Source organism: Nonomuraea sp. NPDC051941, from assembly GCF_044593615.1.
In genome coordinates this window covers 135,682-141,681 of sequence record NZ_JBIUCF010000040.1, presented here as the reverse complement: position 1 = coordinate 141,681, position 6,000 = coordinate 135,682, and the positions used below count along the sequence as shown (strand labels likewise).

General features: G+C 68.5%; 3 protein-coding genes. 2 read left to right on the top strand and 1 reads right to left on the bottom strand.

What is annotated here, in order from left to right:
- Positions 1 to 416: 416 nt before the first annotated feature.
- Positions 417 to 2,507, top strand: coding sequence for a S9 family peptidase (locus tag ACIHFD_RS47740; RefSeq protein WP_397372541.1), 2,091 nt, complete (start codon positions 417 to 419; stop codon positions 2,505 to 2,507).
- Positions 2,504 to 3,496: an L-glyceraldehyde 3-phosphate reductase gene (gene mgrA / locus ACIHFD_RS47735; protein WP_397372540.1), complete on the top strand. Its 993-nt coding sequence runs from the start codon at positions 2,504 to 2,506 to the stop codon at positions 3,494 to 3,496. Before ACIHFD_RS47740 ends, mgrA begins: the two co-directional genes overlap by 4 nt.
- Here the strand turns inward: mgrA and ACIHFD_RS47730 are convergent, their stop codons facing one another.
- Positions 3,497 to 5,872, bottom strand: coding sequence for a YbhN family protein (locus tag ACIHFD_RS47730; protein ID WP_397372539.1), 2,376 nt, complete (start codon positions 5,870 to 5,872; stop codon positions 3,497 to 3,499).
- Positions 5,873 to 6,000: the final 128 nt, after the last annotated feature.

Sequence of the window (6,000 nt, the reverse complement as noted above, 5' to 3'; positions counted from 1 at the left end):
CAAGCAATTTCCGTCATAAATGACGGGGATATGCATGTGTATCTCATGCACTGGCTTTTAACACACTGTTGAGTTCTCAAGAAACGGACGCGTACTTCCTTGCTCAAAACCGTTCCGGTCTTTCGCTCGGAGGCGTTCATTTCGTTGTGTCTTTATTCTTTCAGCCGTTCAAGTCCCTGTCAAATTGACCCGACTTGCTCGACCTGCTGGAATTAAGACCCGCCCCGCTTCCGGGACAACCCCTCTAACTTACCAGCCCTCACGAGTGGACGCGCACGTCCGCCGTGATGGAGGAGGAAGAAGGCTTGTGCCGGACTGCTTCGGCTCTTCAAGATTAGCAGCGCTCCCGACCCCTCGTGCCGGATCGCCGTGTACGACGGACACAGATCGATCACGCCCGAACATAGACTCCCCACGTGAGCAGTAACACGCCGCCAGTGGCGAAGAAGGTTCCGACTGAGCGCACCCACCACGGTGACACCGTCATCGACGAGTACGCCTGGCTGAGCAACAAGGAAGATCCCGATACCACCGCCTATCTGGAGGCGGAGAACGAGTTTCTCAAACAGCAGACCGCTCACCTCTCCGATCTCCAGGAGCAGGTGTTCCAGGAGATCAAGGGCCGCACGCAGGAAACCGACCTCTCGGTGGCCAGCCGCAAGGGCTCCTGGTGGTACTTCTCGCGCACCTCGGAAGGCAAGCAGTACGCCGTCTCCTGCCGGGTCCCGGCCGACAGCGACGCGCCTCCGGAGATCACCCCGGGCGCCACTCTCGAACGGGAGGAGGTGATTCTCGACGGCAACGAGCTCGCCGGCGACAGCCCGTTCTTCTCGATCGGCACCAGCTCCGTCTCGCCCGACGGCACGATGCTGGCCTATTCGACCGACTTCAAGGGCGACGAGCGATTCACGCTGAAGTTCAAGAACCTCGAAACAGGCGAACTGCTCCCCGACGAGATCACCGACATCTTCTACGGCGGCGCCTGGTCGGCCGACGGCTCGACGTTCTTCTACACGCGCGTCGACGACGCCTGGCGCCCGTTCCAGGTCTACCGGCACACCCTCGGCACCGAAGAGGACGTGCTGGTCTACGAGGAGTCCGACGAGCGTTACTGGGTCGGCATCGGCCTCACGCGCAGCGAGAAATACCTCGTGCTCGGCGCGGGCAGCAAGATCACCAGCGAGGTGCGCATCCTCGACGCCACCGATCCCGCCGGTGAGTTCACGGTCGTGCGCCCCAGGAAGACCGGCGTCGAATACGGCGTCGAGCACGCGGGCGACTTCTTCTACGTGCTCCACAACGAGAGCGCCGAGAACTTCGAGCTGGCCACCGCCCCGCTCGACGCCCCCGGCACCTGGACGCCGCTGATCGCCCACCGGGACGACACCAGGCTCCTGGAGATCGACGCCTTCTCCGACCACGCCGTGGTGCACTTCCGCCGCGACGGGCTGACCGGCCTGCGCGTGCTGCCGTACCCGGCCGACGTCCAGGGCCGGCGCGAGCGGATCGAGGCCGCCGAGCGGAACGCGTACGAGATCGACTTCCCCGAGCCGCTCTACGACGTCGGGCCCGCGGGCAACCCCGAGTTCACCACGACGCGGCTCCGGCTGGCCTACACGAGCATGGTCACCCCGCCCAGCGTGTACGACTACGAGCTCGACACGCACGAGCTGATCCTGCTCAAGCGGCGCCCGGTGCTGGGCGGCTACGACCCGGCCGACTACGAGCAGTTCCGCGAGTGGGCCACGGCCGAGGACGGCACGAGGATCCCGGTGTCCATCGTGAAGCGCAAGGACTCCGCCAGGCCCGCGCCGACCGTTCTGTACGGGTACGGCAGCTACGAGACCTCCATCGACCCCGGCTTCTCGGTCCCGAGGCTCTCGCTGCTCGACCGCGGGTTCGTCTTCGCCGTCGCGCACATCAGGGGCGGCGGTGAGATGGGCCGTCGCTGGTACGAGGACGGCAAGCTCACCAGGAAGCGCAACACGTTCACCGACTTCGTGGCCGCGGCCAGGCACCTGAAGGCGACCGGCTGGAGCGAGCGGGTCATCGCCAGGGGCGGCTCGGCCGGCGGCCTGCTGATGGGCGCGGTCGCGAACCTGGCGCCGGAGCAGTTCGCGGGCGTGGTGGCCGAGGTGCCGTTCGTGGACGCGCTGAACACCATCCTGGATCCGTCGCTCCCGCTCACTGTGATCGAATGGGACGAGTGGGGCGACCCGCTGCACAACCCCGACGTCTACGCCTACATGAAGAGCTACACCCCGTACGAGAACGTGGACGGCCGCGCGTACCCGCCGATCCTGGCCATCACCAGCCTGAACGACACCCGCGTCCTCTACCACGAGCCCGCGAAGTGGATCGCCCGGCTGCGGGCGACGGCGAACGGCGGGCCGTTCCTGCTCAAGACGGAGATGGGCGCTGGGCACGGCGGCCGCAGCGGGCGCTACGACGCCTGGCGCGAGGAGGCCTTCGCGCTCTCCTGGATCATCGAGAGGGGCACCTCATGACCTATCAGGCCGACGACCAGCGCTACGAGCGGCAGCCGTACAACCGCAGCGGTCGCAGCGGGCTGAAGCTGCCCGCGGTCTCGCTGGGCCTGTGGCACAACTTCGGCGACACCCGCCCGATCGAGAACTCGCGGGCGATCCTGCGGCGCGCGTTCGACCTCGGGGTGACGCACTTCGACCTGGCCAACAACTACGGCGTCCCGTACGGCTCGGCGGAGTCGAACTTCGGCCGCATCCTGCGCGAGGACTTCACCCCGTACCGGGACGAGCTGATCATCTCCACCAAGGCCGGCTACGACATGTGGCCGGGCCCGTACGGCGAGTGGGGATCGCGCAAGTACGTCCTGGCCAGCCTCGACCAGTCGCTGAAGCGCATGGGACTGGAGTACGTCGACATCTTCTACAGCCACCGCCCCGACCCGGGGACGCCGCTGGAGGAGACCATGGGGGCGCTCGACCGGGCCGTGCGCTCGGGCAAGGCGCTCTACGCGGGCATCTCCAACTACTCGGCCGAGCAGACCGCCCAGGCCGCGCGGATCATGCGCGAGCTGGGCACGCCACTGCTCATCCACCAGCCGTCCTACTCCATGATCAACCGGTGGATCGAGGACGGGCTGCTCGACGCGGTGGAGGAGGCGGGCATGGGCTGCATCGTGTTCTCGCCGCTGGCCCAGGGCCTGCTGACCGACCGCTACCTCGGCGGCGTGCCGGCGGACTCGCGGGCGGCGACGAGCAGGTTCCTCAGCGCCGACCGGATCGACCTCGACCTGGCCCGCGGCCTCGACGAGATCGCCAAGGGCCGTGGGCAGACGCTGGCCCAGATGGCGCTGTCGTGGACGCTCAGGGACCCGCGGGTGACGAGCGTGCTCATCGGGGCCAGCAGCGTGCGGCAGTTGGAGGACAACGTGGCGTGCGTGGACGGCCCGGCCTTCACGGAGGACGAGCTGGGAGCCATCGACAAGATCACCGAGCGCTACACGGCCCGCTGATCACAGGGATTCGTGTCGCTGGAGGTAGGTGAAGGCGGCCCAGCCGGGCAGCACCGGGAGCCAGAACGTGAGCAGCCGGTGCAGCAGCACGGCCGAGGTGGCCAGCTCGGCGGGCACGCCGGCCACGGTCAGGCCGCCCGCGAGCGCGAGTTCGACCGCGCCCAGACCGCCCGGTGTGGGCGCGGCCGAGCCGATGGCGTTGGCCGTGAGGTAGACGACCGCGACGGCGGTGAAGCTGAGCGAGCCGCCGAACGCGGCCACGCAGGCGTCCAGGCAGAGCACGAACGCCAGGGTGATCATGAGCGTGCCCGTGCACGCCTCCACCATCTTGCGCGGCGACTGCAGCACGTCGAGCAGCCTGGGCAGCACGTTCGAGAACAGCTTGCGCATCCTCGAGGTCACCAGCCTGCGCAGCGGCGGCACGCCGAGCACCACCACGACCAGCACCGCGACCGCCAGCAGCACCAGGACGAGGCCGCGCGACGGGGTGAACGACGTGGTCGTGGTGGAGCCGGTGATGTAGGCGAACAGCAGCAGCAGCGCGATGTGGAAGACCAGCATGATGAGCTGTGAGGCCCCCACGCTGGCCACCGCGCTGGCCGGCGAGATGCCGCGCTTCTGCAGGTAGCGGGTGTTGATCGCGACCCCGCCCACGGCGGCGGGCGCGACGAGCTTGACGAACGACGAGGCGAACTGCACGAGCACGGTACGCCAGAGCGGCAGCGGCTCGGGCACGAAGCCCCGCAGCATCAGGGCCGCGGCCACGAAGCTGACGAACGACGCGACCAGCGCCACCCCGGACCAGGCCCAGTTGGCCGTGGTGACCACCCGGTAGATGTCGACCCGGCTGAGCTGGGAGAGCACGATGTACGCGGCCAGCGTGCTGGCGATGATCGTGATCAGGGTGCGCGGTTTGAAGCGTTCGAGGCGTACTTCCTCGACCTTGCCCTGCGGCTTGAGCGCGACGATGTGCTCGCGGATGCCGGCCAGCAGGTTCTTGTTCTTCGAGAGGGCCGAACGGGTCTCCCTGGTCAGCGCGATGCGCTGGAGCAGCGGCATGGCGGTGGCCAGCGTGTCGGGTCCCATGACGGCCGCCGCCGTCCGTACGGAGCGCTCAGGGCCGACGCGCAGCGCCAGGTAGGTGAGCAGTTGGGCGATGTCGAGCCTGAGCAGCAGGTCACCGGCTGCGATCTCGCCGCTGCGCGCGTCGGTCAGCACGACGCGGCCCGCCCGGTCGAGGTGGATGCTGTCGCCGGTGAGCCGCCGGTGGGCCAGGCGCTGGATCTGCAGCAGCTCCACCTGCTCCCAGATCTGGGCGAGCAGCTCGTCGTCGATCTGCTCGTCGGGCACCTCGTCGAGGGGGCGGGTCTCGATGTGCTCGTACGCGAGCATCGCGGCCTCCGTGCCGATCTCGCTGGTGCCGAGCAGCCTGGGGGTGCTCGCGCCGGCCGCCTGGGCCGCGTACGCCATGAGCGCCTCGCGCTCCAGCTCCGCCCGGAGCGACCTGATGGCCCGTCGCCTGGTCTCGGAGTTGAGCCGGATGCGCCGCCACAGCCGGTACGGCAACCCGGCCACCTGCCGGTCGCGGTCGAGCACGGTGACGTCGAGGCTGGTGCCGTCCTTGAGCCCGATGGCGTAGCGGCGGCTGCCCTGGTGGTCGTCCTCGATGCGGCGGGCCGAGACCACCGCGAACGACAGCTTGCGCAGCGCGGCCACCAGGGCGCTGCCCGCCGGCCTGGTGTTGGGGCTGCCGACGCCGTAGAGGGTGGCGTAGCCGATGACCATGCCGACCAGCACCGTGACGATGGCGCTCGGGATCGTGATCTGCCGGCCGGAGAAGAAGGCGAGGACGTAGAGGGCGATCGTGGTCCACATCAGCATGCGCCAGGTGGGGCGGCGCGAGATGCGGACGGCGGTGGCGTACGCGACCACCGAGGTGAGCAGCGTGTTCACCGGCTCGATCGTCCGGTCGCCGGTCAGCAGCACGCGCAGGTCCTCGGCGTTGCCGGCGACCAGCCACTGCCCGAGCAGGAACGACCCGGCCATGCCGATGATCGCGGCGATCAGCCCTTCGGCTACGCGCAGCCCGTCGCGGTGGAAGACCCGTTCGACGGCGAAGGCCGCGGGCACGATGAGCACGGCCGCGCCACCGAGGAACGCGGCGATCCTGCTGAGCAGCGGTACGAGCTGCGCGCCCTCCTTGACGTCGGCCTCCAGGCCGATGAGCGTCTGCTTGGCGACCAGCGCGAGCAGCACGACCGCGCCGAGCACGATGAGCGTGGCGAAGAAGCGCAGCAGGTCGGAGGGGCGGCGAAGACGCTGGGGCAACAGCGGCTCTACAACGTAGACGTCGCTGTCCGTGCGTGACTCATCCACGGCTGGATCCCCCTCGAGGTCCTCCGTGTCATCTCGTTCCCTGATTTCGGCCACCGACAGCGATTCTGCACCTTCCCGGCCGGACCGTGCGATCTCTAGGCTTCCAGTGTCCTCAATCGCCCCCGCAA

Bases quoted from the DNA above. Each gene is read 5' to 3' on its own strand.
- mgrA (WP_397372540.1), top strand. From the start codon at position 2,504: ATGACCTATCAGGCCGACGACCAGCGCTACGAGCGGCAGCCGTACAAC.